Source organism: Neorhizobium sp. USDA 3394 (assembly GCF_056280385.1).
This window is the reverse complement of record NZ_JBWCDU010000002.1, coordinates 1,918,217-1,942,895: the sequence shown is the minus strand read 5'-3', so window position 1 is coordinate 1,942,895 and position 24,679 is coordinate 1,918,217. Positions and strand designations below refer to the sequence as shown.

Sequence of the window (24,679 nt, the reverse complement as noted above, 5' to 3'; positions counted from 1 at the left end):
CCAGCGGTTTGCGCGCAATGTCTGCGAAGCCTCCTCCATCGAGGGGCTCACCCCTTCGACGACGCCGATCAGCACCAGGAAGGAAATCGGCGTGAAGGAAAGGACCTGGGCGATCCAGATGCCGGTGAGGCCATAGAGCCAACGGCTGGGCTCTATGCCGAAGACCGACGAAAGGCCCTGGGTGACGACGCCGGCTCGGCCGAACAGGAGCGTCAGCGCAAGGCCGATGACAAAGGGCGGTGTGATGATCGGCAGCACGGTCAGCAGCCGCAGGCCCTTCTTGAAGGGAAAATGCGTGCGCGTTGCGACCAGCGCGAAGGCGAGACCCAGGAGCGTTGAGCCCGCAGCCGTCATGATCGCCAGGAAAAGCGTGCGCCAGGCGATCCCGCAGCGTGTGCCGCCGACAAGACAATCGAGGCTCCAGATCGAGGAGTCGGCGATGTTGCGGCTGAAACCATCGAAATTCACCGAGCCGTCGAAATCCTGGAAGGCGCCGATGAACATGCTGCCGATCGGATAAAAGACGAAGACCGTGACGAGGAAGATCAGCACGGAGATGGTGGAGACGACAAACGCGTCGCCGCGCATCACACCCCTTTCGGCAAGGCCGAAGGAAAATAAGAGGACGAAGACCACGGACATCAGGACGGCGCCGGCCCCCATCGACGACTGGCCGCCGGCGAGCTCACCAAAGAGCGTCTGGGTGATCGTCCAGCTCCAGCCGGTATTGCCGATGGCAAGCCCCTGGAGCGCGAGAAAGACGACGCCCAAGCCGCCCGCCCAGGCGAGAAGCGCGCCGCGCCGCATGGGATCTGCCACGAACCGCGCCGCGGCTGCGCCCAGAAGTGCCAGCAAGGCGGCGAGTAACCAGAAGCGGCCGTGCATGAAGATCTGCAGCATCCCGGGAGCGGCCGAGACCGCCCCCGGGAAGTCCCCCAGCCAGGAGAATGATAGAAAACCCTTCTCGATCCGGTACCACGGCAAAACGACCATGGCCGCGGCGCCGAAGGCAAGGACAAGGTCCAGTCTGCGATTGCGATTGTCCATGGCCGGCCGCGACCTCATCGAGAGCATGGAAAGTCAGGTCGCGCTACAGGCCAAGCCGCAGCGCGACGATGGCGATCGGGATCAGTTGGCGCTCGCGCCGATCTCCTTGTCCCAGCGCTCAAGCAGCTTTTTGCGGGTGTTCGGGTCGCCGTATTTGGTGAAGTCGTAATCGATCAGCTTGATGTCGGCGAACTTCGGCGCTTCCTTCGGCACTTCCGCCTTGGCGTTTGACGGAAGCTGGAAGGACTTCGCCTCCTTCATGTGCGACTGCACGTCGGCCTTCAGCGCCCAGTCATACCATTTCTTGGCGTTTTCCAGGTTGCGGGCGCCCTTGACGATCGACATCGAGCCGATCTCGTAGCCGGTGCCCTCGCAGGGCGCGATCGACTTGACCGGGAAACCTTCGACCGTCTGAGCCACCGCATCATGCATGAACACGATGCCGATCGCCGTCTCGCCGCGGGCGGCGGCCTTGACCGGTGCCGAGCCGGACTTGGTATATTGCGAAATGTTGGCGTTGAGTTTTTTCAGATAGTCATAGGCCTTGTCCTCGCCCATGATCTGCACGAGCGTCGCCAGCGCCGTGTAGGCAGTACCGGAGGAATTCGGGTTGGCCATCTGGATCTCGCCCTTGAACGAGGCGTCGAGAAGGTCGGCCCAGCACTTGGGCTCCTTGTAGTTCTTCTGCTTGAAGAGTTCGGTATTGTAGCCCCAGCCGAGCGCGCCGGCATAGACGCCGACCGTTCGGAAACCGGAGCTTTCCGCCTGCTTCTTGGCCCAGTCGTTAAGCTCCCCGAGAAGCGGCGACTTGTATTCCTGGGTCAGTCCTTCGGTCGCCGCCTGTAGGTGCGGGTCGCCGGTCCCGGCCCACCAGATGTCCGTCTTCGGATTGCGCGCTTCGGCGCGGATCTTGGCATAGGTTTCGCCGGACGACAGGCGAACCATGTTCACCTGAATGCCGGTATCCTTCTGGAACATCTGCTGCATCATCTCGCAGATGACCACGTCTGCGGAGCAGATCAGGTTGAGTTCTTCAGCGGCACGAGATGCCGATACGTTCATCGTCAGGCCGGCCGCGAGTGCGGCAGCGACCGTGAGAGTCAGGCGCATGATTATCCTCCCAGATTATGGTGACGCCTCCACATCACCCGCCTTTGCAAGCGTGTGCAATGGTTTCACGTAGCTGTGGATCTTGTCAATAACAAATCGCTAAAGAATTCGATGCTGCGCCACACTTCTTGTCATCCACCTGTTGCACTCGCTTGCAAAAATAGGCATTGATTGAGGCAAGGGAGGGGGCGATGAGCCGCAAGATTTTCGTCAGCGCCAAGGAAGTCGCTGACCGGGCGGGCGTGTCCCGGTCGGCCGTCTCGCGTACGTTCACGCCGGGTGCGAGCGTTTCGGAAGAAACGAGGCGGCGGGTGACCGAAGCGGCCGACGCCCTGGGCTATCACGTCAACCATCTCGCCCGCGGGCTGATGCGCAACGAAAGCGGCATTGTCTGCCTGATCGTTTCCGAGCTCGATACGCCCTATCGCGCCAGCCTCATCCGCGCGCTCACCGGCCAGCTCCAGAGCGCCTCGAAGGTCGCCATGCTGATCAATACCGACCGCTCCGACGACAGCGTCGACCAGGCGCTCCGCCAGGCGATCAGCTACCGCGCCGATGCCTCGATCATCCTGTCGGGCATGCCGGACAGGTCGATCACTGATCTCTGCCTGAAGAGCGGACAAAGGCTTGTTCTGATCAACCGCGACGAGGATCGGGAGGGCGCCCTGATGATCAACCTCAATGATCGTGAAGCCGCCCGGCGCAGCTTTTTCGCCCTGTTGCGTGCCGGCTGTCGCAACTTCGCGTTTGCCAATTCTGAAGCGATGACGCCGAGCCTGATGGCCCGCGAGGAGGGTTTTTGCGCGGCCGGTCGCGAACATGGCCTGGAGGTGTCCGTCGAACGTTTCGGCCCGACCACTTATCAGAGCGGCGTGGTGCTGGCGCAACGGCTGCTCACCCGCGAAAAGCGGCCCGACGCGATCTTCTGTGTCAACGATCTGCTTGCCTGCGGCTTGATGGATGCCGCCCGGCATCAGTTCAACCTTGCCGTTCCGTCCGAACTCTGCGTCGTCGGCTTCGACGACATCGAGCAGGCATCCTGGTCCTCCTACAATCTCACGACCTTCGCCCAGCCCGTCGAGCAGATTGCGGCCGAAGCCGTGACCTGGCTCGATCAGGTCACGTCGGCTGGGTCGAATTCCCGAAGACTTGATGCGGAACTCGTCTGGCGCGGATCGGTGAGAGGCGGATGAAGCGGCAGGGAAGCATAGGGTAGGCCGCTGTGGCCTGCCTCACTTGCCGCCGGCGAGGTTGAAGGCTGGGATCACCTGTCCTTCCGTGCGGAACAGCCGTTCCAGTTCCGCCACATCCGGGCAGACCGGGACGGACTGCAGAAAGGCCGGATCCATCTCGGTTTTGGGGAGTGCGATGACCGCTGCCGCGAGCAGCGTCGTCCCGGCCTCGATCTGTCCACGGAGCTGGGGAAGAAGCGTCCTTGCGTGAATGAGATTGGTATTGGCGATCGGGCTCATGGCATGGCCCTCCCGCTTCAAGGCAGGCGAGAGGTCGATGATCGCGCTGGTGTCTGTCCGGCCGTGCCAAACAGCGAAACCTTCGCCTCGGCTGGCGATGTCGGCCTGGAAATCCGCCTGTTCAATGGCAAAGCCGCCCTCCGTCGTTTGCAGAGTGCGAGGGGTGGCAATGCGGTGGATGCGGATATGCCACGGGTTGGCCGGCACCAGCCATGTCTCCACCGTGACGTCGCTCCAGGGCTTCCAGCGGGAATAGAGCCTGTCACCGGCGATCAGCGCCTGCTCGAGGGTCTCGCGCATGCGGAAATGCACGCCGTCGTCGGACAGGCCCAGCATGCCGTCAAAACTTGCTGCCGCGAAATGCCGGTCGTTGGCCTCGATGTTGAAGGCGTAGCGGGTGGAATAGACGAATTTCGAGTATTTCTCATGGGCGCCGCGCATCTTGTCGTGCTGCTGACCGGAGGCGAGAACGACGACATTGCCGGGCGTATGCATGGCGACCATGCCGGGCTCCTCGAGCGGAACCGGGTCCGGAAAGGAGGGCGCGGGGGCTTCCTGCGCCAGCCAGAACGGATGGTCCTCCGACAGAGCCAGGGGCAGAAAAAATTTCAGCGCCCAATAGGGAGAGCCGGCAGAATTGTAGCTCTCGCTCATCAGCAGATTGGGATAACCGTAGCCGATTGACAACACGCCGTCGCGGTCGGCGATCGGAAGTTTCGACCACCAGCGGATATGGCGCATGTAGTAGCCCTTGATCTCGGCCCAGGGCAGGGCTTCGACGCCCGCAAACGCCAAAGCGCCCCAGAAGCCGCCGGCGGCAAACCGGTATGTCTGGCTGCGCCCGAAGGCGAGCGCGGCGCCGTCTGGGCCGAACCAGTGGCGGATATCCTGCGCAAAGACACGGGCTCGCTCGCGATAGGCATCGCCGCGCTCAGTATCGGCCTTCGCGAGCACCGAATAGATCAGCGCATAAAAATGCAGGGCGAAGGGGATATAGTGGTCGACGCGCTTGACCGGCCCGTCGCGATACCAGCCTTCGCCCAGCCGGAAGGCCTCCGTCTCGTCGAGATAGGTCTCCGTCATGGACCGGTCAAAGCTTATGCCGACGCGCGTCAGGCCGAGATCGATGAGAACCCGGAAGAATTTCCAGTTGTTGTCGATGAATTCCTTGTCGCGGGCCGACAGGAGATAGGCTGCGACGGTCTTCTTCTGCTCGTCGCCAAGCGGATCCCATATCTGTTCGGGAACCAAGGCAAGCGCAAAACCCACCGCAGCCAGTTCCACCTGACGCTGGTCGCGATCGGAGATGTCGCCCCAATATTCCGGATGAGAGGGATCGGTGCCGTTGGCGAGGCCGCGGCGGTAGAGGTCCCAATACGGGAAGTCATGGCCTCCGGCTGCAAGCGGCACGATCCCCCAGAGCGGCCGGGCAAAACCTTCGAGGTCGGCCGCGGCACGGTCGAAATGCGCGCCGGTGGCACTCAGGCGGACCCGTGCGCCACCTTGCGAAAAATAGGCAAGAAGCGGTTTGAACAGATCCAGCACCGCCCTTGCCAAGATCGGCTCGGGAAAGAAGAGGGTTCCCGCAAAGGGGATTGGTTCGAACTGGGTCGTAGATCACGGGCAAACCATTTTTTATCGAAAGAAAAGACCCGCGGAGGACGCGGCCTCCGCGGGTCGGGCTGTTACTTGATGGCCTTCACGCCGTCGGTCATTTCCTTCAGGCCGTCGTCGATGGAGATGTTGTCGGTCATGATCGAGTCATGCGCACGGTTGAGGACAACCTCGATCTTCGCGGCATTCGGATTGACGGCCATTTCCAGGAAGGACTTGCCGGACTGGAGTGCGTCCTTGCTCGCCTGGTCCTGGGGGAAGCCGGGCAGCGATGCGATCTTGGCGGTGACTTCCGGCGTGCGGACAGTCGGGATCGTGCCGGTGCCGGCGATGATGGCCGCACCTTCCGGGCCGGTGACGAACTTGATGAAGTCAAGCACCTCGGCCTTGTGGGCGGAGTTGGTGTTGACCGCGAGACCGGAAATCTGCGCTGCGGTCGTGCCCGCTGCAACGCCGTCCGGATGCGGGAACTTCACGATCCCCCAGTTCTTGCTCTTGGATTCGCCGGAGGCAACCTTGGCGATCTGGGTGCCGACGAACCAGGTCCCCATCGGCAGCATGCCGATCGTGCCGTTGAAGAACAGCGCCGAGTAATGGGTATTGGAGGTCTTCAGCGACCCATAGGACGGAACAACACCGGCCTTCTGCAGCGCAAGCGCCCGCTCATACCACGGCTTCAGGAAAGCGTAGTCCGGTCCAGCCAACGTCTTTTTGCCGTCGAGGATGCCCGGAAGCTGGACCGTTGAGCGCCATGTGTGGAAGAGGGCGCCGTAGGTCTTGTTTGCGCCCATGCCGCCTGCGAGCTTCGTGGCGATCTGGTCGAACTGCGCCCAGGTCATGTCGTTGGTCGGATAAGTAACGCCGGCCTTGTCGAAAATGTCCTTGTTGTAATAGACGACCCAGAAATCCGAGCGGAACGGCAGGGCATAGATCTTGCCGTCGATCTTGAGCTCGTCGACAAGGCCGCCGAAGGACGCGGGATCGATCTTCTGTTCCGTCATGAAGCCGGAGAGGTCCGAAATCGAGCCGGCGCGGACGAGGTTCGTGTAGTTCGGAACGTCCTTGACGGTGACGATGTCTATATCCTTGGAGCCCCCCGCGAGCTGCGTGGCGATCATCTGCTGGTAGTCCTGCGAACCGAGGTCCACGGATTCGAACTTAACGTTCGGATTCTTGGCCTGGTATGCCGCTATCAGCGGCTTGTAATAAGCCACCTTGTCCCAATCCCACAGCGCCCATTTGAGCGTCACGGCATTGCCCGATTGTGCGTATGCCGATCCTGCGAACGACGTCGCCATGGCGAGACCCGCCATCGCCAACCTCACCGATCTCCCGAATTTCCCCAAATACATTTCCGTTCTCCTTCCCTGAAGTGTCTCTGGATTAGATATGCTTGGCGTCACCAGCATGCGGTTCGCGATGCGCCTGTATTGCCATTGGCAGGGCTAGAACCATGACCGCTGCCCGATGGACGCCGAATGTGACGGCGAACATTCCGAGTGAAAAATTGAGGGTGGCCGGCATGAACACCGACACCGGATAAAAGACGATATGCGCGAGCCAGAGCGCGGCGACGAATACAAGCGCGGCGAGCGCCGGCAGAGGACGGACGACCGATGCGATGGCTGCGAGCCGCAGCAGCACTGGCGCCGAAAGATCGCGCATCACCATCAGCACCACGAGGTGGCAGGCCACCAGGAGGATGAAAACCGTCGCGATCAGCGCAATCGTCAGCGGCAGGGCGAGGACGAGATTGTCTTTCGCGGTTGCGGCATAGGTGACGATCGCATAGACGCCGAGGCCGATCGCAAGGGTGAAGGCAAGGCCCCACGCGGTCGCGCGCCAGAAATATCGGAAAAACGCTTCGACGAAATCCCGCAGGAGATAGGTGTTGCGGTCTTCGACGAAGGCGACCGAAATGCGGGCGGTTGCAGCGATCGCGGCGGGGATGGTGACGACGAAGAGCGCGGCCAGAATGAACAGGATGTTCAATTTGACCATCTCCCACCACTCGCGCGCGAACGTATCGGCGAAAAGGGCGAGACCGGTCTTCTTCGGCGCATTCTTCGGAATGCCCGGCCCCTCCTTCGTCCACATGTCGCGCAGCCATTGCATGGCCGTTTCCTCCCGCCCGCCTAATAAAGGATCGAGCGCTCCGTTTGCTTGTCGAACAACTGCATATTGGTCGTGTCGACGACCAGCTTGACCTCGTCGCCGATCGCGCCCTTGAAGCGGGGCGACACGCGCGCGATCAAGCTGCGCCCGCCGGCGACGATATTGAGGTGGATTTCCGAGCCCATCGGCTCGGCGAGTTCCATGACGGCGCTGAACGGCGCCAGGTTTTCCGGCGCGATGTCGGCTGGCGGCAATTCGTGGAAGTTCTCAGGCCGGATGCCGATGACCAGCTCGCGGCCTTCATAGGGTGCGATGCGGCTTTTGTCGAAATGCGCCGGCAAGGGCAGTTCCCGCCCATCGAACAGGGCAAAATATCGCTCGCCGCGCCGCTCGATCACGGATGGCATCATGTTCATCTGCGGTGCGCCGATAAAGCCGGCGACGAACATGTTGAGCGGCCGGTCATAGAGGTTCTGCGGGGTATCGACCTGCTGGATATGCCCGTCCTTCATCACCACGATGCGATCGGCCATGGTCATCGCCTCGATCTGGTCGTGGGTGACGTAGATGAAGGTGGCATGCAGACGCTTGTGCAGCTTGGTGATCTCGGCGCGCATGGTGCCGCGAAGCTTGGCATCGAGATTGGAGAGCGGCTCGTCCAGCAGGAAGACTGCCGGATTGCGTACCATGGCGCGCCCGAGCGCGACGCGCTGGCGCTGGCCGCCGGACAGAGCCTTCGGCTTGCGGTTGAGAAGGTGCGTGATGTCGAGAATCTTCGCGGCGTCCTGAACCTGGCTGTCGATAAAATCCCGGGAGACTTTCCGAAGCTGCAGGCCGAAAGCCATGTTCTTGTAGACGGTCATATGCGGATAGAGCGCATAGTTCTGGAAGACCATGGCGATGTCGCGGTCCTTGGACGGCACATCGTTCATCAGGTCGCCGCCGATCTGAAGCTCGCCGCCGGAAATCTCCTCCAGCCCGGCGATCATCCGGAGCGTCGTCGATTTGCCGCAACCCGACGGCCCGACGAGAATGATGAATTCCTTGTCGGCGATCTCCAGATCGATGTCATGGACGACAGTGAGGGCGCCGTAGGACTTGTTCAGTTTTTTCAGTGAAATGCTGGCCATCGGTTATCTCTCACCAATAGGAAGACCAGGCGCGCGCGAGGCGCGTCAGGGCTTCCATGTAATAATAGTCGCCCCAGGAGACGCACTCGTCGACGCCTTCGCCGCGGCAGGTGTTGTAGGGCGATTTTTTGGAATAGGTCCCGTTGAGGACAAGGCCGTTGGACATGGCCGGGTCCTTGACCGCGTAGTGCTCGGCGAGGCTCTTCATCATGCGCCGCGCCAGCTCGCGGTAACGCACGGCGGCATCGGCCTCGACAAGGTCGGCCATTTCGAGCAATCCGCAGGCAACGATCGAGGCCGACGACGTATCGCGCGGCTCACCATCTCCGTCGGAGAACACCAGATCCCAGTAGGGCACCATGTCGGCCGGCAGCTTCTTCAGATAGAAATCGAGGAGCCGGTCGAAGGTGTTGCGATATTCGTCGATCGGCTCATAGCGATAGGAAAGCGCCATGCCGGCAATACCCCATGCCTGCCCGCGCGCCCAGAAACTGTCGTCCTTGTAGCCCTGTTTCGTCGCACCGCGCACGGGGGCACCGGTAACCGGATCCATGTAGAACGTATGATAGGTGGAATTGTCCGGCCTGACCGAATTTGCCAGCGTCGTGCGGGCATGGATGAGCGCGATGTCGCGGTATTTCCCATTACCCGTCTCGCGGCTTGCCCAATAGAGCAAGGGCAGGTTCAGCAGGCAGTCGATGATGTAGCGGTATTCGTCCGCGACACCCTTGCGGCCCCAGGCCTGGATGAACTGGCCGATCGGCTGGAAGCGCTCGATAAGCTGGTCCGCGGCCAGAATGGCGGCCTTGCGTCCGTCCTCGTCGCCGACAAGCTTCCACGCCGCGATGCAGGAGGGCGAATAGAGAAAGCCCATGTCGTGGTGGTCGGTCTCGATGCGGTTCTCGATCCTATGCAGAAAGCTCTGCACCTGGATCTGCGCCGCATGCTGGAAAACCTTGTCGCCCGTATGCTCGAACGCCAGCCAGATTTCTCCCGGCCAGAAACCCGCGGTCCATTGGGTGTTCTCGACGGCGGGATAAAAATTGCCGACGCTGGAATGGTTCTGGCACGCATAGGTGAAGGCCGGCAGATTGCGCCGGACCTGGGCGACGGCGAGATCGAGCGCTGCCTTGACCTCGGCATCCGTGATCGGTTGGGGAGCGATCTGCGTGAAGGCATTCATGACGTTAACCCTTGAGGCCCGACGACGCTACGCCTTCGACGAAGAAGCGCTGCAGCGACAGGAAGACGATCAGCACGGGAATAAGGGCGACGACCGATGCCGCCATGATCAGCCCGTATTCGGCGGAATATTGCGAGATGAACATGCGCAGGCCGATCTGGATGGTCTTCAGCTCCGTCTTGGTCAGGTAGATCATCGGACCGAGGAAGTCGTTCCAGGTGGTGACGAAGGTGAAGATGGTCAGCGTCGAAAGCGCGGGCTTCGACAGCGGCAGCATGATGCGCGCCCAGATCTGATATTCGTTCATGCCGTCGATGCGCGCTGCTTCGCAAAGCTCCGTCGGGATCGACATGTAGAACTGCCGCATGAGGAACACACCGAAAGCGGTGAAGGCCTGCAGGCAGATCAGCGCCAGGTGCGTATTGTTCAGGCCGAATTCGCGCATCAGCAGGAATTGCGGCACCATGTAGACCTGCCACGGCATGGCAATCGTCGCGATATAGCCAAGGAAAAGGGTGTTCTTGTAGGGAAAATCGAGCTTGGCAAAGGCATAGGCGGCGAAGCTCGACGTCAGTAGCTGGAGCAGGGTGACGATGATCGTCAGCTTCGATGTGTTGTAGATGAACAGGCCAAGCGGGATCTTCGTCCAGATGTCCACGTAGTTCTGCCACTGTGGTTGCGACGGAATCCACTCGATCGGGAAGACGAAGACATCGCGGCTGAGTTTCAGCGAGGCTGACAGCATCCAGGCGAAAGGCATCAGCATCACCGCGGTGATGACGATGACCGTTGCATAGACTGCAATGCTCTTGGCGGTGACCTTGCGTCCGGCAATCTTCACGGATCAATCCTCCTTCTGTCGGCGGAACTGGACGACCGTGACCGCCAGCACGAGAAAGAAGAGAACAAGCGCAATCATGCTGGAATAACCGAGGTCCCAGGAGATGAAGGCTTCGTTGTAGATGTGATAAACGAGGACCAGCGTTGAGGTGCCGGGCCCGCCCTGGGTGATCATGTAGATCTGGTCGAAGACCTTGAACGACTGGATGGTCAGCATGACCGTGACGAAGAAGGTCGTCGGCCCGAGCTGCGGCAGGGTGACATAGAGAAACTTTTGCCACGCATTGGCGCCGTCGAGATCGGCCGCCTCGTAGAGCTCGGAATTGATGCCCTGCAGCCCGGCGAGGTAGATGACCATGTAATAGCCCATGCTCTTCCAGACGCCGAAGAGGATGACCGTCACCATCGCCCAATGCCGGTCGGCTGCCCAGCCCGGCATGTCCTTGGGGTCCAGGCCGAGTGTATAGAGGATCATGTTCACCGGCCCCATTTCGGGGTTGAAGATCATGTTCCAGACCACGGCAACCGCCACCAGCGAAGCGACGTAGGGAAAGAACATCGCCGTGCGGAAGAAGTCGCGCCCGAAGATCTTCTGGTTCAAGAGGATCGCCAGGCCGAGCGCGCAGGCGAGCGTCGCGGGGACCGATACGACCGTATAGATGATCGTGTTCCAGAATGCGGCAATGAAGACCTTGTCTTCGAACAGCCGCCAGAAATTGTCGAGACCGGCAAACGTGATCGCATTCGAGCCGTCCCAATGCATGAACGCCAGCACGAAGGCGAACAGGATCGGACCGAGTGTAAAGACGGCGAAGCCAAGGAAATTCGGGGCGATGAAGGAGTAGGCGACCAGCGCGCTCTGCATCTTGCGCCGACGGCGCGACAACACCTTGCCCGACCGCCGGGATGCTGCCGGCGCATCACCTGCGGCAATGGTCGAATTCGACATGGACACTTTATCCCTCCTCGAACCAGGATGCTCCGATCGATGCCCAAGGGCCATCCACGGCCGCCCATTGTGTTACGGGCGTGCCGCCTCCCTATCGAGGGGATAGCACATCTCTCACATTGGTCAAACAAATTTATGGATAAATCATATGAATTCTGTAGTCATCTTAAAATACGTATGATAGGTGGCGAATGAGGTCGTTTATCGGTCGCATGGAGGAAGGTCGATGTTCAGCGAGATCGCCGGGTCGCTGCCGCCGGTTTTGGCGGACTTCATGCCCGGCGCGCCGATCGGCGACCGGGTCGCCTGGGATGCCGTGTCCGATGATATGCGTTCTGCGGTCATGCGGGATGCGGAGGCGGCGCTTGGCCGTTCGTGGTCGGTCATCAAGGCTTCTGACTATCGCGAATATTCGCTGAACGGGAACCGCTCGCGTTTCGAAGCGCTGTATTTTTCGCGGCGACGGATGTTGAACGATCTGGTTCTTGCCGAGCTGCTCGAGGCCAAGGGGCGGTTCATCGATGCAGTCGTGGACGGCATCTTCCTGATCTGCGAGGAAAGCGGCTGGCAGCTTCCGGCTCACAACGCCTATGAGCGGGGTGGGCAGCGATTTGCCTTGCCCGATACGGAGCAGCCGGTCGTCGATCTGTTTGCGGCGGAGACAGGTGCCCTTCTGGCGACCGCGGCTGCTCTGATGCGAGATGGGCTCGACGAGGCCGGCCCGCAGGTCGTCGCCCGCATCGAGCGGGAGATCCGGTTGCGCATCTTGTCGCCCTATCTCGACCGGCATTTCTGGTGGATGGGCAACGGCAGGGAGCGAATGAACAACTGGACGGCGTGGATAACCCAGAACGTCCTGCTTTCAGCCTTCGCCCTCAAGACGGACCAGGGCCTGCGGCTGCGGGTCGTCGAGAAAGCCCTTTCCAGCCTCGACGCCTTCATCAAGGATTACGCGGATGACGGGGCCTGCGAGGAGGGAGTGGTCTATTACCGCCATGCGGCGCTCTGCATGGCCGGGGCGATGGCCATTCTCGACACGGTGGCGCCGGCTTCGATGGCGCCGCTTTGGAAGGCTCCGAAAATCCGCAGCATGGCGGACTATATCGTCAACATGCATGTGGCCGGCCGCCGGTATTTCAATTTTGCCGATTCTGCCGCGGTGATAGAGCCATGTACCGTTCGCGAATATCTGTTCGGCAAGGCCGTCGGGTCCGATGTCCTGGCGGCATTCGCCGCGCGCGACCGTCTGTCGTCGGAGCACAAACACCTGCCTGAGGAGTGGAACCTCTGGTATCGCGTGCAGGAACTGCTGGTAACGCCGGAAGCCGGCGGAGAAGCGAAGCTGGCGGGCGATACGTTTTATCCGGGAATTGGCCTGTTCGTTGCCCGCGACGATCGCTTTGCGCTTGCCGTCAAAGGCGGCAATAACGGGGAAAGCCATAACCACAACGACGTCGGCAGCCTGACGGTCTATAAGGACGGCAAGCCGTTCCTGATCGACGTTGGCGTCGAAACCTACACGGCAAAAACCTTTTCCTCCGAGCGCTACGATATCTGGACCATGCAGTCGGGCTTCCACAACCTGCCGACTTTCGGTGGTGTGAGCCAGGCCCCCGGGGCGGATTTTGCGGCGCGGGACGTCCACGCTGAATTCACCGAAAAACAGGCGCAGGTTTTTCTGGACATCGCGGCGGCCTATCCGGTCGAGGCACGCGTGCAATCCTACCGGCGAACCGTCACGCTTCGGCGCGGACAGGAGATCGAGGTCGTGGACATTCATGAGGGCGAACTGCCAGCGGTGCTTTCTGTGATGACCTGCGTCGAGCCGATCATCGACCACGCCATTCATTTCGACGGTCTCGGTCGCATCGACCTTGAGGGGGCAGGCGGGATCGAGGTCGAGGCAATCGACATCGACGATGCCCGCCTGCGCATCTCCTGGCCCCCGAGAATTTATCGACTGCGCATCCCCTTTGCCGGGACCTGCCTGAAACTGCGGATCGTCTGAGGAGGACGAGCATGGAACTGACACTGAAGGTCGTAGATGTGGCGGGCGAGGTCCGCGCCAGGGCAACGGGCACGGACGAGGCCTATCTCGTTTTTCGCGACAGCTACAACGACGGCGATCAGGTCGTCGTCGAAACGTCCCAGCCGGGATATCTCATGCTCGCGCTCGACGACGCGATGACGCCCGCGACCGTCTATATGAAGGGGCGTAGCTATGCGCTCGGGGTCCCTTTTGGTCCCAAGCGCATTCCTTATTCTCCGCGGGCCTTCGAAGGCAAAATCCACAGACTGTGCGTCCGCAAGGCGCGCCCGGAGGAAATCGCAGCGCGTCGGAACCTGGCGTTCAATCCGTGGGATGACCATGCCAATGCCTCTGTCTTTCCGCACGCCAAGGCGAATGTCGAGACACGCGGGGAGGCGGTCTTCGCCGCCCGCAACGCCATAGACGGCGAAAAGGCGAATGACGATCATGGCTTCTGGCCCTATACGAGCTGGGGGATCAATCGCGATCCGGATGCGACGCTGACGCTGGATTTCGGCCGGCCGGTGAAAATCGACGAGATCGTCCTCTACCTGCGAGCGGACTTTCCGCATGACGCCTGGTGGGAAAAGGCGAGCGTCACCTTTTCCAACGCCGAGACCGCATGTTTGTCGCTGGTCAAGACGGGTGCGGCTCAGTGTTTCCCGGTGAGGGAGCAGACGGTGGAATGGATCAGGCTGCACAGCCTGATCAAGGCCGACGACCCATCGCCCTTTCCGGCGCTGACCCAGATAGAGGTCTGGGGACGCGAGGCGGACTAAGTGAATCTGCGCCGAAGGTTGACCCCTATGATCCGGTCGATATAGCCTTGATCTACAGATGCGCCGGCAGGGGAGGGGCCGGCGGAGCAGGAAGAACCGGTGCATCGTTGGGCTGCATGGTCGGGTTCGTCGTGATTAGAGTGCCTGAACATCGGTCTGCGAAAAGTCTTTGCCCTTGAACAGCAGCGGCTCGCCGGTCAGTGCGGCGAGAGCGTACGAGAAGCAGTCGCCGTAGTTCAAGGCAGCCGGATGACGGCCCTTGCCGTAGCGGCGCCGGGCCCGGCGAGCCTGATCGGCGTGCTCGGCGCTCACCGCAACGACATCTACTTTGACCTTGTGCAGCCAGAGATCGAGTTCAGCTCCACCCGCTTCGCCAAAGCGCCCCTCGATGACCATCGAGGCTTCGAGAAGCGTTGCCGCCGAAATGAGCCGGAGGGGATCGTCGGCAATGCGTTCGCGATAATATTGGGCATCCGGCTCACTGAAGAAGATTGCGACGATCGCCGACGTGTCAATCACCATCAGTTCGGAACACCGTTTTCATCGTAGCCGATGATTTCATCCGGGCTGCGGTCATCGAGAACCGGCAGAGCGCTGAGGCGCCGTTGCATTGCCTCCATATCCTCGAGAAGGGCAGCCTTTGCCGCTTCCGATCCCATACGCTTGAGACGTTCCTCAAGCGCGCGTCGTGTCGCTAGGGTGATGGTTTCACCGGTACGTGCAGCCAGCTCACGCGCGAGCTTTTCAGTATCGGGATCTTTGATGCTCAGTGCCATAGCAGGTATCCAGGTTCCTCTATATCCACAATCTACCTGGTAAATCGTCGCAGCGCACGCAACTACGCATGTGAGTGAGCGCCGAAGGTTGACCCCTGTCATCGGGCCCGAAAAGCCTTGATCTGGTGAGATAAAATGCAGATCGGGTGGGGTCACGATCGGCGCCGATGATGACCTCGCCCTCGTTGCGAGTTTGCAAGTAAAGTCAGGCGGTTACCGCCGTTCAAACGGGGTCAACTTTCGGCTCTGTTTCACATCCTTGTTACTATTTGCGGTCGTCGAGAGGATGCTCGCCGCGTTGAAAGTGCTGTCCTGCGTACAGGAGGCGCAAAAGACCACCTCGTTGTCCTCGACAACAAACACCACACTGACGCGGCGCTAAAGCCGATAAGCCGCATTCCATTGCGCGCGTCGCGGATCGTGCCGCGCTCCGGAAATGTCTCAAATTCCGTCAGGAATGCCCGAATCCGCGCGATATTTTGCGGGCTAGGACCGCGGAGGATGACGTCCTGCGAACCGACCGATAAATCCAGGCGACATCTGCTTCCGCTTCCTCGGTGAGACGAACGCGATAACGCTTCACGCACCCTCTTCCTGATCAATGGCATCCATCTGCGCTTCGATGCGCTTCCACGCTTCATCCAGCGGCCGGGCTTTACCACGATTGGCTTTATGCGCGTCATAGGCGGCCGCAGCTTCGTGGCGCAACCATTGTTCGACAGCGTTCTCCCGTTCTTGCAAAGCCCGCAATCCCTCGCGGATAACTTCGCTTTCGGAAGCATAATCTCCGCTGGATACCCGGCTTTTCACCAACGTTGCCATCTCGATCGGCAACGTGATACTCATCTGCTGAGTTGAACGCATGGGTTGATACCCTTTATTTCTACACTCTTATAGCATGGAATGGGATAGAATCCTACTCCTTCATGACAACCTCGGAAAATCCGGGGCAAGGGGGATATCAACCAATCCAGCGGTGTCACCGGTCGCTGAGTGTGAATCAGCGCCGAAGGTTGACCCCATGATCGGGGCCGTAGAGCCTTGATCTACTGAGATGGAATGCAGATCGGCTGGGGTTCACGATCGGCGCCGATGATGACCCCGCCCTCGTTGCGAGTTTGCAAGTAAAGTCAGGCGCTTGCCGCCTTTTCAAACGGGGTCAACCTTCGGTGCTGTTTTACAGATGGGGCTCTTGCAGGGACTTCGCCGTTCTGTTCGCCGAGGCGGCACGTAGCTTAGGCTTCGGTGCCCGGATTGTTTCCGGCTACATCTTCAAGCCGGACCGCACGCTTGGAGGGTCGACGGACAGCGGCTCGACCCATGCGTGGGCGGAAATCTTTGTCCCAGGAGCAGGCCGGATAACATTCGATCCAACCAACCGAAGCATGGGCGGTGCAAACCTCATTCCAGTGGCGGTAAGCCGCGATATCGCGCACGTCGTACCGGTTTCAGGAAGCTCTGGCAGCACGGACGCCTTTATGGCAATGGATGTTGCGGTCGAGGTCAAGGAAACTGAATGATCCTAATAGCGCGCGGCTCCCTTCGGTCATAACAGGTCATCATGCGCGTCTGGGGCGATATGCGCACGAGGTACGTGACCGCAGGAATGACGGTCCTATATAGCCTCGTTGCATTCGGCTCGCCCTACACCACATACACGTGTATGCTCCAGAGAGCAGAGGATGGAACATGCTCACCCCCTTCGAGGTCGTTTTCGCTAACATCGCTCAAGGCATCGCCCTTCTGGATTCGGATCTGCGGGTGCTGGTGGTAAACAATCGCCTGTCGCAACTGCTGCAAATTCCGGAACTGACTATGGGAGTGGATGCAAAGGCGATCGCTGAGCAGTTGCCTGCTGATACCCAAGCTAGGCTTTGGTTGACACACTTGGTCACCGAACAGAAATCGCTGCAGCAGGAAATAGAAGTCGGCAACGGACTCCTCTCCCTGACTTCCACTCCCGTGGGCGAGGGCCGCTGGTTGATCCAGTGCAAGGATATATCAGCGCACGCGGTGATAAAAAAAGAGCTTTCCGAACAGACAAACCTTTTCGATACGGCTTTAGCCAACATGCCTCACGGGTTGTGCATGTTCGACGCGGACAAAAATCTGATGCTGTGCAACGCGGCGTACTCGCGCTTGTACAATTTGCCGGAGCAACTGACCCGACCGGGTACACCATTGCAGCAGATTCTCGACTATCGGGTGATAGCGGGCAATGCGCCCGCCCATCGTGAAACCTATTTCGATGTAGTCGTCGAAGCCGCCCTGAAACGGTCAGTGGCAAGTCAGAACATATCGCTGATGGATGGGAGAGTCATAAAGATCTCACACAATCCCATGGAGAACGGCGGATATGTCGCAGCGCATGAAGATGTCACCGACGCGGTGCGTGCGGATGAGCAAATCAAATACATGGCTGGCCACGACCCGCTGACGGGGTTGCCCAATCGAACGCTGTTGCGCGAGAAGATCGACAGGGAGCTCGCAGTCAGCGGGAAGACAAGCTCCTTGCTATGTTTGGATCTGGACCGATTCAAGGAGGTAAATGACAGCCTGGGGCATGCCGTGGGCGATCTCCTGCTCAAAGCGGTTGCAGACAGGCTGACGGACTGTTTACGCGACGGCGACAGCATCGCGCGCCTCGGCGGCGATGAATTCGTTATCTTCCAGACCGATGTCCAAAGCAGAGACCAGGTTTCATCCCTGGCCCAGCGGATTATTGACGTTGTCGACAAGGCTTTCATCATCGATGGAAAATCCGTTCGCATTGGCGTCAGCATCGGCATTTCGATGGCTCCGGACGACGGCGACATGGGCGACTCGCTTTTGCGGCACGCCGACACGGCTTTGTATAAGGCAAAGGCGATGGGCCGCGGCACCTTTTGCTTCTTCGAAACCGTGATGGATGCCGACAGGCAAGCGCGTCGTGATCTTGAAACTGTGCTCCAGCAGGCCCTCGAAACCAATCAATTCGAGCTTTACTATCAGCCGCAGGTGGATACGGTAACCGAACAGGTTGTTGGGTTCGAGGCCCTGCTGCGTTGGCATCACCCTGAACGCGGTCTGGTTTCGCCGGCTGAGTTCATCCCGCTGGCGGAGGAAACCGGAATGATCGTGCCCATTGGGGAATGGGTCCTGCGTCAAGCCTGCAAAGATGCCGCGAGTTGGCCGGCCGATATCGGCGTGGCCGTCAACCTTTCCCCGCTGCAGTTCAAGAGCCAGACGCTTGCGCACACCGTCGTCTCCGCGCTTGGCGATGCAGGGCTACCAGCATCTCGGCTTGAACTCGAGATCACTGAATCGGTTCTGCTGACCGACAACGACACGGCCTTGGCAACGCTGCACCATATCAGGAGCCTGGGAGTGCGGATTGCGATGGACGACTTTGGTACCGGATATTCATCGTTGAGCTATCTTCGGCTCTTTCCATTTGACAAGATCAAAATCGACCAATCCTTCATTCGCGAACTTGGAAACTCCAAGGATTGCGCTGCCATTGTGAAAGCCGTCGTCGATCTGGGGGCAAGTCTCGGCATCACGACCACTGCGGAAGGTGTCGAGACCAGCGATCAATTGAACCGGGTAAGAGAGCAGGGCTGTAGCGAAATACAAGGCTACTTGTTCGGAAAGCCTCTCCCTATCAGCAGCGTCCATGAACTGTTGAAGCGCCACTCGCCTGAGGCTGCCTGACGGATTTGCCTGCCAAAAACGGCCTACGCGTGAACCTCGTTTTGCCGCAGAATGGTAGCGATTTTCATGATGTTTCTTCCTTCAGTAGCCGTCTTCACGACCGAATCTCCTGGGCCGAAGACCAATCACTGGTCGGCGCAACTCAATGAGTGAAAGAGGAAACCGCTCCCAGAATAAGTCGGCGCCTTCGGCTCAAACTGGCATTTTCGTGGGAAGAATGGCAGTGACGAGGTGATCCGTGTCTCCGGTGGCCTCATCACGGACAGTGGCGATATCCTGCGGGAGGCGGCTATCAACGGCCTCGGTATTTCCCAGGCGACATGGTGGCTGTTCCGCAAGGAGATGCAGCGGGGCCTGCTGGTGCCCCTGCTGCAAGATTACGAGATTGAGGCGGACCCGATTGCGATCGTCTTTCCGGCGAGCCGTCGGACACCTGCAAAGGTGCGCGCAGTCGTTGATTTTCTTCTTAAAATTACTAGATGTGACACGCCATAGGTGTGAATCGGCGCCGAAGGTTGCCCCTATGATCGGGCCCGCAGAGCCTTGATCTACCAACAGGTCGCTGAAAAACATGTCCCTGAAGGATCGCTTTCTGCGGTTGCGGTTGGTGACAGGTAACGGACACTTTGTGTGTTACGCGGGCGGGTGTCTTGGATGCTCTACGCCGAGCAGTTACGCGTCGATCAATCTGGGCATCCTTGCGAGATTGCAGGCAGCCATTGTTAGTGTGAACTGGGCACTGAGCGAACCGCTCTCCGTATCCAAACCACGCGTGCCCATGCCCCTGTTCAACATCACAAACAGGAATCATGTTTCGTCTTCAGCGTCCATAGATGAGTTTTTCAGCAGCGTGCTAAGTGTCTCGGAGTCCGATTTCCACCGAGACCGCCGAAGAGGACGTGCCTGAAAATCGCTCGGAAGTCCTACTCAGCGCCGCGGAGGATCCAGCGTTGGAAGGGACTTCGCGTGAGCGGCCGCTTCGCCGGAGTAGGGGAAGTCCTCACCGAGCTGGCGGTCGCCGTCATAAACTTTGAAGGTCGGTCCCTCGAGCTCAACAATCCTATAGCCGTTGACGAACTCGACCTTCGGCGTTTTCCATCCCATATCAGCTTCCTTCTTAGAATCTCTAAAGCCGCAGCACGCGCTCGCCGGCACACTACAGTATTCTTTGCCCCGGAATCACCAAGACGACTTGCACCCGCTCATGTTATCAGGAGCTTGGTAAGTGGCACCATTAACGCGGTACGCCGATCCGATCAAAACGGTTTCGTTACAACAAACGCGATGATCGCCGAAAGCCCGAGGATCATTGCCGTCAGGACCGTAGCGAAACCGGCCATAGACGAGGCTGGCGGCCTGAGACGCCCGGAAAACATCCTTTAAGACCGCGATCGTGCGACAACGACCAATGCCGGAGTCGAAACAAGTCGATCGAAGCGAGGGGATCTGGCGATGATCTCCGGTGTCGCGTAGGCCAACGCCAGGATTTCTGCCCTGGTGCCGCCTAATCCGGCGACGATCGCAGCGATATGCGCGGATATTAACACCCGATAGAACATCGTCACCGACGTCGATATGTCTGGGACGCTGAAGTGGCTTCGATGTCGTCAAGTGCGGACGAGGGATCGTGATCAACGTCACGCCCGGCCGCCAACCGCCGGCGAACGTCCGCTTCCCGGGGGTAGTCAGCCGCCGTCCGGACACAAACCCGGCCAAGTCAATTTCGACGAGCCACGCTTGGAAGACGATAGGTGCCGGAGGGATCTCCAAAACGTTTTGGTTGACTCTCAAAACGTTTTGGAAAATGTTTGCTTCAATTCGGGAGGAAGATTTTGGCTAATCTGAAACAGCTGGCACATTCGCTCGGACTGTCGATTACCACTGTGTCCCGAGCACTTGATGGTTATTCCGACGTGTCCGCGGCCACCCGCGCGCGGGTTCGTGAGGCAGCAGAGGCAGCAGGTTATCGGCCGAATGCCTCCGCTCGTCGGTTGCGCAAGCAGCGCGCTGAACTGGTCGCCGTGACGCTGCCGAGTGATCCTGGCCACGTAGGCCCCCCTCATTTCCTCGACATGTTGTCAGGCTGCGCCGAACATCTCGCCGCGGCCGGTCTCAATCTCGTCATCGCGCCTGTGCCACGGGGTGTCAGCGAACTTGAGATATGCCAACGTTTCGTCGATGGGCGCCGCGTCGACGCCATGCTGCTGGTCCGCACCAAACGCAAGGACGAGCGCGTCGAATACCTTCAGTCGCGTGGCATTCCCTTCGTCACCAACGGCCGCACCGAGAGCCTGATCCCCCATCCGTTTATCGACGGCGATGGTTTTGCCGGGTTCCGCGCCGCGACGCTGCGCTTCCATGCGGCGGGGCATCGGCGCATCGGCCATATCGCCGGGCCCCAGGAATATTACTTCGCGCATGTCCGTCGCCGCGGCTGGCAGGCGGCGATGGAGGAATGCGGGCTTGCGGCCGATCTCTGCGCCCAAGGAGCGCCGCTCGAACAGGGCGGCTATCTCGCAGCACTCGAACTGCTGCGCCAGCCGTCGCGGCCGACCGCCCTTGTCTGCGCCACCGACGAAATGGCGATCGGTGCGCTGCGGGCGCTGCGCGAGGTCGATGGCGGTAACCAGATCAGCATCGTTGGCCATGACGATCTGCCGATGGGTGCCTTCACCAGCCCGCCGCTCTCGACCATGCGCATGACCGGCGAGAACCTCGGCGCGAGCTTCGCCTCGCTGCTGCTGCGCGCCATTGCCGGAGAGCCCGCCGAAGAGCTCCAGGAGCTTCACGCGATCGAATTCGTCGATCGCGACAGTCACCGCCGCCCGCCACTGGCGGCATAGACAGCAGTGCATTCAAGACAAATAAATGAAGGAGGAGAAGATGAAGCGTATCGTGTCACTTACAATTCTGGCTTCGACGGTGCTGGCGTTCGCCTCGCCGGTGCTTGCCCAGACGGTTTTCGTATCTACCCAGCTTCGCCCGATCGAGGAGGCGACCGTGGTCCGGCAGGACCTTTTGAAGGATGCCGGCAAGGTCGACTACGTGGTCGAGGAGCCGCCGCAGTTCGCAGTGCGCATGGAGGCCGAAGCGCAGGCCGGCAAGCACACCGTCAGCCTCGTCGGCGCGCTGCATGGCGAGCTTTCGCCGCTCGCCGACAGGGGCCAGCTCGAACCGCTTGACGAACTTGCCAAGAAGCTCGCCGCCGGCGGCATGCCGCAATCGGTTCTTGATCTCGGCAAGCTCGGCAAGCCCACGCAGCAGTATATTCCGTGGATGCAGGCGACCTATGTCATGGCCGCGAAGAAGGAAGCCCTGCAATACCTGCCGAAGGGCGCAGATATCAACGCGCTGACCTACGACCAGCTGATCGAATGGGGCAAGAATATGCAAGCTGCCACCGGCCAGCCGCAGATCGGTTTCCCGGCTGGTCCGAAGGGCCTGATGGCGCGTTATTTCCAGGGCTATTTTTATCCGTCCTTCACCGGGGGCGTAGTGCGCACCTTCAAGAATGCAGATGCCGCAGCCGGCTGGGAGAAGCTGAAGGCGCTCTGGGCCTATGTCACCCCGAACTCGACCAATTACGACTTCATGCAGGAACCGCTGGCCTCGGGCGAGGTCATGGTCGCCTGGGACCATGTCGCCCGCCTGAAGAACGCCATTTCGGCGGCACCGGATGACTATGTCGTCTTCCCGGCACCAGCCGGCCCCAAGGGCCGCGGCTACATGCCGGTTCTGGCCGGGCTTGCCATCCCCAAGGGCGCACCGGACACGGCAGGGGCCACGAAGGTCATCGAAACGCTGACGACGCAGAAAACCCAGCTGCTTACGGCTTCGAAGGTCGGCTTCTTCCCGACGCTCAACGTCCAGCTGCCGCCGGACCTCGACAAGGGCGTGGCGCTTCTCGCCGGTGCGGTCACCAAGACACAGGGCTCCAAGGACGCCGTGATCTCGCTTCTCCCGGTCGGCCTCGGCGACAAGGGCGGCGAATTCAACAAGGTCTACATGGACGCCTTCCAACGCATCGTGCTGCAGAACGAGCCCATCGCTGATGTGCTCGTCAAACAGGGCGCCACCATGGCCAAGCTGATGACGGACACCAAGGCACCCTGCTGGGCTCCGGACGCCAAGAGCGACGGTGCTTGCCCGGTCCAGTAATCCTCCCGGGAAGCGTCCGGGCGCGAATGCCCGGGCGCACCTTACCCTTCAACATGTCCGAGGCGGGAGCCGATGACCCAAAACCGACCCTGGATTCCCTATCTGCTGATCCTGCCGTCAGTCGCCTTTCTGGCGCTGCTCTTCGTCGTGCCGCTGGTGCAGACGATCTGGCTGGCTCTCTCGGACAACGGCGCACCGTCGCTAGCGAATGCCGAGCGCATGGTGACCGATATCAATTTCACCCGTTCGGTCAGGAACACCTTTCTGTTGACGATCGTCGTCGTGCCGGTGCAGATCGCTATCGCGCTTGCCATGGGCACGATGGTCTCCAAGGTCGGCCGCGGCCGCGAGACCATTCTCTGGATCTGGACCATCCCGCTTGGCATTTCAGACCTCGCTGCCGGCCTCGTCTGGCTGTCGATCCTGCAGAATACGGGCTATTTCAACTCGCTCCTCTTCAGCCTCGGTGTGATCGGCCGGCAGGCGAGTTGGCTGTCCTACCAGACGCCGATCGCGCTTTTCATCGCGATCGCAGTTGCGGAAATCTGGCGCGGCACGGCGATCGTCATGGTCATCATCGTCGCCGGTCTCAACCAGGTACCGAAGGAATTCAAGGAAGCCGCCGAGATCTTCGGCGCCGGCCCATGGACGCGCTTCTGGCGCATCACCCTGCCGCTGATCCGGCCTGCCCTGCAATCGGCGCTGATTCTGCGCACCGTACTCGCCTTCGAAGTGTTCGCAGTGGTCTACGCGCTCGGCGGGCGAAATTTCCCGGTGCTCGTCGGCGAGGCCTATAACTGGCAGAACCAGAACCAGAATTACAGCGTCGCGGCGGTCTACGCGGTGCTGATCATGATCATCTCGCTTGCCGCGACGCTGATCTATCTGAAGGCCCTGAAAGTCGATCCGGAGCGCTTGCCATGAGTAAGGAAACCATGAGCACGATCAAGGCCAGTCCCGCAAGCTTCGCCTCCTCCCGCCGCTGGCTCCTCTGGAGCGGTATCGCGGCGCTCTGCGCCTGGGTTCTGGTGCCGATCTATCTGGTGGCGCTTGGTGCGCTCGGCGGTCGCCAGGGCGTCTATATCTGGCCGAAGACGGGATTGCCGACCGGAATTTCGCTCGAACCCTTCATTCTGTTCCTGAAAACCGAAGGCGTCGTCCAGTCCTTCCTCAATTCATTCGGAGCGGCGGGCATCACGGTAGCGCTGTCTATTCTGCTCGGTGCGCCGGCGGGTTATGCTTTGGCCCGCTACGATTTCCGGGGCAAGGACAGCTACCGGCTTCTGGTCCTGTTGACCCGCGCCTTCCCCTTGGCGATCCTGGCGCTGCCGCTCACCGTCTCCTTCATCCGGCTCGGCCTCTATGACACGATCATCGGCGTCGGCCTCATCCACACGGTGCTGGCGCTGCCTTTTGCGGCGCTCGTCACCCAGGGCATATTCCTGGGCGTTCCGAAAGAACTCGAAGAGGCCGCCTGGGTGTTCGGCTGCACCCGCGTCCAGGCCTTTTTCAAGGTGGTCGCGCCGCTGGCTTTGCCCGGCATCGTCGCCACGGCCGTGTTCGCCTTCGTCATCTCCTGGAACGAGGTGTTCGCCGCCTCGGTACTGACGGTGCGCAACCGCACGCTCACGGCCTATCTGCTGACGGTGCTGTCGGAAAGCCCGATGCATTACCGCTTTGCCGGCGGGCTTGTGCTCATTCTTCCTTCCGTTGTCTTCATCTTCGCGGTCAGGCGTTACCTCTTCGCGATCTGGGGCATTTCCTCCAAATAACGGGACCATCGA

Annotated in this window: 22 protein-coding genes and 1 pseudogene; 10 read left to right on the top strand and 13 right to left on the bottom strand. The window is 60.3% G+C overall.

Annotated features, from left to right (window positions below; translation table 11 throughout):
- A partial coding sequence (locus ACZ9EJ_RS30755; protein ID WP_476100478.1) for an ABC transporter permease occupies window positions 1–1,047 on the bottom strand: 1,047 nt, incomplete at its 3' end.
- Window positions 1,048–1,128: 81 nt separating this feature from the next.
- Window positions 1,129–2,157 (bottom strand): ABC transporter substrate-binding protein, encoded by a 1,029-nt coding sequence (locus ACZ9EJ_RS30750; protein ID WP_046629700.1) that lies wholly within the window; start codon window positions 2,155–2,157, stop codon window positions 1,129–1,131.
- Between the two features lie 191 nt (window positions 2,158–2,348).
- On the opposite strand from ACZ9EJ_RS30750, the gene ACZ9EJ_RS30745 reads away from it, so the two are divergent.
- Window positions 2,349–3,350: a LacI family DNA-binding transcriptional regulator gene (locus ACZ9EJ_RS30745; protein ID WP_046639998.1), complete on the top strand. Its 1,002-nt coding sequence runs from the start codon at window positions 2,349–2,351 to the stop codon at window positions 3,348–3,350.
- A 39-nt stretch (window positions 3,351–3,389) separates the two neighbouring features.
- Here ACZ9EJ_RS30745 and ACZ9EJ_RS30740 read toward each other — a convergent pair.
- The 7 genes and pseudogenes from ACZ9EJ_RS30740 to ACZ9EJ_RS30710 form a co-directional block, all read right to left on the bottom strand.
- A pseudogene (locus ACZ9EJ_RS30740) lies at window positions 3,390–5,250 on the bottom strand (DUF2264 domain-containing protein).
- A gap of 64 nt (window positions 5,251–5,314) precedes the next feature.
- A complete protein-coding gene (locus tag ACZ9EJ_RS30735) occupies window positions 5,315–6,595 on the bottom strand; it encodes an ABC transporter substrate-binding protein (RefSeq protein WP_046629698.1) in 1,281 nt (426 codons plus the stop codon).
- Window positions 6,596–6,626: 31 nt separating this feature from the next.
- Window positions 6,627–7,358 carry a DUF624 domain-containing protein gene (locus tag ACZ9EJ_RS30730; RefSeq protein ID WP_046629697.1) on the bottom strand — a complete coding sequence of 244 codons (732 nt, stop codon included), beginning with the start codon at window positions 7,356–7,358 and terminating at the stop codon, window positions 6,627–6,629.
- Window positions 7,359–7,378: 20 nt separating this feature from the next.
- Window positions 7,379–8,488 carry an ABC transporter ATP-binding protein gene (locus ACZ9EJ_RS30725; protein WP_046629696.1) on the bottom strand — a complete coding sequence of 370 codons (1,110 nt, stop codon included), beginning with the start codon at window positions 8,486–8,488 and terminating at the stop codon, window positions 7,379–7,381.
- Between the two features lie 10 nt (window positions 8,489–8,498).
- Window positions 8,499–9,671 (bottom strand): glycoside hydrolase family 88 protein, encoded by a 1,173-nt coding sequence (locus ACZ9EJ_RS30720; RefSeq protein ID WP_046629695.1) that lies wholly within the window; start codon window positions 9,669–9,671, stop codon window positions 8,499–8,501.
- Window positions 9,672–9,675: 4 nt separating this feature from the next.
- Complete coding sequence (locus ACZ9EJ_RS30715; RefSeq protein ID WP_040125532.1) at window positions 9,676–10,512, bottom strand: carbohydrate ABC transporter permease; 837 nt, start codon at window positions 10,510–10,512, stop codon at window positions 9,676–9,678.
- A 3-nt stretch (window positions 10,513–10,515) separates the two neighbouring features.
- A complete protein-coding gene (locus ACZ9EJ_RS30710) occupies window positions 10,516–11,514 on the bottom strand; it encodes a carbohydrate ABC transporter permease (RefSeq protein WP_370649818.1) in 999 nt (332 codons plus the stop codon).
- A gap of 172 nt (window positions 11,515–11,686) precedes the next feature.
- Between ACZ9EJ_RS30710 and ACZ9EJ_RS30705 the strand changes: the two genes are divergently transcribed.
- Window positions 11,687–13,468, top strand: a complete 1,782-nt coding sequence (locus ACZ9EJ_RS30705) for a heparinase II/III domain-containing protein (RefSeq protein ID WP_046629693.1) — start codon at window positions 11,687–11,689, stop codon at window positions 13,466–13,468.
- Between the two features lie 11 nt (window positions 13,469–13,479).
- Window positions 13,480–14,268 (top strand): discoidin domain-containing protein, encoded by a 789-nt coding sequence (locus tag ACZ9EJ_RS30700; RefSeq protein ID WP_046629692.1) that lies wholly within the window; start codon window positions 13,480–13,482, stop codon window positions 14,266–14,268.
- A gap of 135 nt (window positions 14,269–14,403) precedes the next feature.
- On the opposite strand, the gene ACZ9EJ_RS30695 is transcribed toward ACZ9EJ_RS30700, so the two are convergent.
- The 3 genes from ACZ9EJ_RS30695 to ACZ9EJ_RS30685 form a co-directional block, all read right to left on the bottom strand.
- Complete coding sequence (locus ACZ9EJ_RS30695) at window positions 14,404–14,790, bottom strand: type II toxin-antitoxin system VapC family toxin (RefSeq protein ID WP_046629691.1); 387 nt, start codon at window positions 14,788–14,790, stop codon at window positions 14,404–14,406.
- Window positions 14,790–15,044, bottom strand: a complete 255-nt coding sequence (locus ACZ9EJ_RS30690; protein ID WP_046629690.1) for a type II toxin-antitoxin system VapB family antitoxin — start codon at window positions 15,042–15,044, stop codon at window positions 14,790–14,792. Before ACZ9EJ_RS30690 ends, ACZ9EJ_RS30695 begins: the two co-directional genes overlap by 1 nt.
- 579 nt (window positions 15,045–15,623) lie before the next feature.
- Window positions 15,624–15,908 (bottom strand): type II toxin-antitoxin system ParD family antitoxin, encoded by a 285-nt coding sequence (locus tag ACZ9EJ_RS30685; protein WP_046629689.1) that lies wholly within the window; start codon window positions 15,906–15,908, stop codon window positions 15,624–15,626.
- Between the two features lie 305 nt (window positions 15,909–16,213).
- Between ACZ9EJ_RS30685 and ACZ9EJ_RS30680 the strand changes: the two genes are divergently transcribed.
- From ACZ9EJ_RS30680 to ACZ9EJ_RS30670, 3 genes are all read left to right on the top strand, one after another.
- On the top strand, window positions 16,214–16,564 hold the full coding sequence (locus tag ACZ9EJ_RS30680; protein ID WP_476100467.1) for a transglutaminase-like domain-containing protein: 351 nt from the start codon (window positions 16,214–16,216) through the stop codon (window positions 16,562–16,564).
- A 169-nt stretch (window positions 16,565–16,733) separates the two neighbouring features.
- Window positions 16,734–18,737 carry a putative bifunctional diguanylate cyclase/phosphodiesterase gene (locus ACZ9EJ_RS30675; protein ID WP_046640000.1) on the top strand — a complete coding sequence of 668 codons (2,004 nt, stop codon included), beginning with the start codon at window positions 16,734–16,736 and terminating at the stop codon, window positions 18,735–18,737.
- A gap of 231 nt (window positions 18,738–18,968) precedes the next feature.
- On the top strand, window positions 18,969–19,232 hold the full coding sequence (locus ACZ9EJ_RS30670; protein ID WP_046640001.1) for a LysR substrate-binding domain-containing protein: 264 nt from the start codon (window positions 18,969–18,971) through the stop codon (window positions 19,230–19,232).
- 432 nt (window positions 19,233–19,664) lie between these two features.
- Here ACZ9EJ_RS30670 and ACZ9EJ_RS30665 read toward each other — a convergent pair whose 3' ends face one another.
- A complete protein-coding gene (locus ACZ9EJ_RS30665) occupies window positions 19,665–19,841 on the bottom strand; it encodes a hypothetical protein (protein ID WP_255743150.1) in 177 nt (58 codons plus the stop codon).
- Between the two features lie 728 nt (window positions 19,842–20,569).
- On the opposite strand from ACZ9EJ_RS30665, the gene ACZ9EJ_RS30660 reads away from it, so the two are divergent.
- The 4 genes from ACZ9EJ_RS30660 to ACZ9EJ_RS30645 all read left to right on the top strand — a co-directional run bounded on the left by ACZ9EJ_RS30660 (window position 20,570) and on the right by ACZ9EJ_RS30645 (window position 24,667).
- Window positions 20,570–21,580 (top strand): substrate-binding domain-containing protein, encoded by a 1,011-nt coding sequence (locus ACZ9EJ_RS30660; protein WP_046640002.1) that lies wholly within the window; start codon window positions 20,570–20,572, stop codon window positions 21,578–21,580.
- Window positions 21,581–21,620: 40 nt separating this feature from the next.
- Complete coding sequence (locus ACZ9EJ_RS30655) at window positions 21,621–22,895, top strand: ABC transporter substrate-binding protein (RefSeq protein WP_046629803.1); 1,275 nt, start codon at window positions 21,621–21,623, stop codon at window positions 22,893–22,895.
- 72 nt (window positions 22,896–22,967) lie between these two features.
- Entirely contained in the window at window positions 22,968–23,819 is an 852-nt protein-coding gene (locus tag ACZ9EJ_RS30650; RefSeq protein ID WP_037078359.1) for a carbohydrate ABC transporter permease, read from the top strand.
- A complete protein-coding gene (locus ACZ9EJ_RS30645; protein WP_046640003.1) occupies window positions 23,816–24,667 on the top strand; it encodes a carbohydrate ABC transporter permease in 852 nt (283 codons plus the stop codon). Before ACZ9EJ_RS30650 ends, ACZ9EJ_RS30645 begins: the two co-directional genes overlap by 4 nt.
- Window positions 24,668–24,679: the final 12 nt, after the last annotated feature.